The organism is Phenylobacterium sp., assembly GCF_030654915.1.
Taxonomy (GTDB): Bacteria; Pseudomonadota; Alphaproteobacteria; order Caulobacterales; family Caulobacteraceae; genus Phenylobacterium.
Genome location: NZ_JAURWM010000020.1, coordinates 1 through 2234, shown reverse-complemented (window position 1 = coordinate 2234; position 2234 = coordinate 1). Strand labels below are relative to the sequence as shown.

2 protein-coding genes are annotated in these 2234 nt (G+C 67.5%); both read left to right on the top strand.

Annotation, left to right across the window (positions count from 1 at the left end; translation table 11 throughout):
• The first annotated feature begins 540 nt into the window (after positions 1-540).
• The gene (locus Q7T84_RS00710) at positions 541-1506 is read left to right on the top strand and encodes a zinc-binding alcohol dehydrogenase family protein (RefSeq protein ID WP_304805640.1); all 966 of its coding nucleotides are present in this window, start codon (positions 541-543) and stop codon (positions 1504-1506) included.
• A gap of 166 nt (positions 1507-1672) precedes the next feature.
• The coding region (locus tag Q7T84_RS00705; protein WP_304805639.1) for an alpha/beta fold hydrolase at positions 1673-2234 on the top strand (562 nt) is incomplete at its 3' end.

The following is a 2234-nucleotide window of genomic DNA, read 5'->3' as shown; positions in this document are numbered from 1 at the left end:
CGAACCGTGTCGCACTGCAACGAAATTGTCACGAACGCGCCGGGTCGCGTCTTCGCATTTCCGCCCACCTGTCACCTGGAGGGCGCGATTGACCGTTCTGTCGGCGGAAGTCACGGACGCGGCTCGGCTGGAACCGCGTCCGTCTCCCAGAAGCGAGCCTCATCTCCCCCGAGATCGGCCCCTGCGCGACGGCCGAGCACCGTCGCGCCTCCTGGCAGTCTTGTCCCCGACGGGCGAAGCGGACCCGCCCCCGGCGCTGGGTGGGGCGAACATGGCGGCGGGTCCTGGATCTCGCCGCCCAGCACGAAACCGCTGGCCGCCGAAACCGTCGCTGGAAACCGGCCATGCGCGGAAAGCCGCGAGCACCGGAATCGTCGAGCGCCAGTGGATCACGCCATTCTGCGCCGCCGCATGACGCAAATGCACTAGACCAGCCGCAAACGCGACGCCCGCCGAACCCCTGCTTTCCCTTGCGTCCGGCCGCGGGACTCGGTTAGCTGCCTCATCAAACAATTGTTTAATTCATTAGGAGAGGCCCCCATGAAAGCTGCCGTGTATTATGAGACCGGCGGTCCGGAAGTCCTGAAATACGAGGAAATCCCGGACCCGCAGTGCCACCCCAAGGGCGTGATCATCAAGGTCGAGGCCATCGCCATCGAAGGCGGCGACGTCCTCAGCCGCTTCGGCGGCAAGCTAATGACCAACCCGCATGTGGTCGGCTACCAGGCCTCGGGCGAGATCATCGAGATCGGTTCGGAAGTCACCCACCTGAAGGTCGGCCAGAAGGTCGCCACCCTGAACAGCTGGGGCAGCCACGCCGCCCTGCGCGCCGTTCCCGCCCGCAACTGCTGGGTCGTGCCCGACGGCTACGACATGAAGAAGGCCGCCGCCATTCCGGTGACCTTCGGCACCGCCCATGACTGCCTGTTCGAGTTCGGCCGCATGCAGCCCGGCGAGACCGTCCTGATCCAGGCCGGCGCTTCGGGCGTCGGCGTCGCCGCCATCCAACTCGCCAAGCGCGCGGGCGCGGGCCTGATCCTGGCCACCGCCTCGTCCGACGAGCGGCTGGAGGCCCTCAAGCGCCTCGGCCTCGACCACGGCATCAACTACAGCCGCGACGACGTGGTGACCGAAGCCAAACGCCTGACCGACAACAAGGGCGTGGACGTGATCGTCGACAGCGTCGGCGGCCCCACCCTGCAAGGCTCGATCAACGCCCTGGCCTATCGCGGCCGGGTCTCGATGGTCGGCGCCGCGGGCCGTGAGCCGATGGTCGTCGATGTCGGCTCGATGATGGGCGGCAACCGCACCCTGTCGGGCGTGTTCCTCGGCGCCGAGATCGGCACCGACCGCGTTCATAACAACATCCAGCAACTGATCGAAGACGCCGCCAAGGGCGAACTGGAAGTGGTGATCGACAAGGTCTTCTCCTTGTCCGACGCCGCCGCCGCCCACGCCTATATCGAAAGCCGCGCCGCCGTCGGCCGCGTGGTCATGGTCCCGTAAGAGACCAGCCAACGCTCCTCTCCCCCCTCTTGCGGGGGGAGAGGTAGGGTGAGGGGGGCCTCTCAGCCGCGTCGCACCTACCGATAGATCGATGAGCGGCGCTATGCGCCGCCCCCTCACCCGGCCTCTCCCCAACGGGGCGAGGAGAAGCTCACGAAGGACCGCCATGCCCAAAGCCAAGTCCGCCACCGCGGAGCTCGAGTACGAGACCTTCGGCGCCGACACCGCCCCAACCGTCCTGCTGATCAACGGCCTCGGCTCGCAGATGACCCGCTGGCCGGCCGACTTCTGCGACAAGCTGGCCGCCTGCGGCTACCGCGTGATCCGCTTCGACAACCGCGACACCGGCCTCTCGACCTGGTTCAAGCCGGGCGAGGCCTACAGCCTCTCCGACATGGCCGCCGACGGCGTGGCCGTCCTCGACGCCGTCGGCGCGAACAAGGCCCACGTGGCCGGTGTCTCGATGGGCGGGATGATCAGTCAGGTCATCGCCATCGAACATCCAGATCGCGTGCTGTCGCTGACCTCGATCATGTCGTCCAGCGGCGCGCCGGGCACGATGGACCCGACGCCGGAAGCGGGTCTGGTGCTCTCCGTCGCCCCGCCCGTTCCAAAGGCTGACTATGAGACGTTCCTGTCCCACGGCGTGAACAACGCCCTAACCATCGGCAGCCCCGGCTATCCCTGGCCCGAAAGCGCCCTGCGTGAACGCGCCATCGCCGCGCATG

Bases quoted from the DNA above. Each gene is read 5' to 3' on its own strand.
- Q7T84_RS00710 (WP_304805640.1), top strand. From the start codon at position 541: ATGAAAGCTGCCGTGTATTATGAGACCGGCGGTCCGGAAGTCCTGAAA.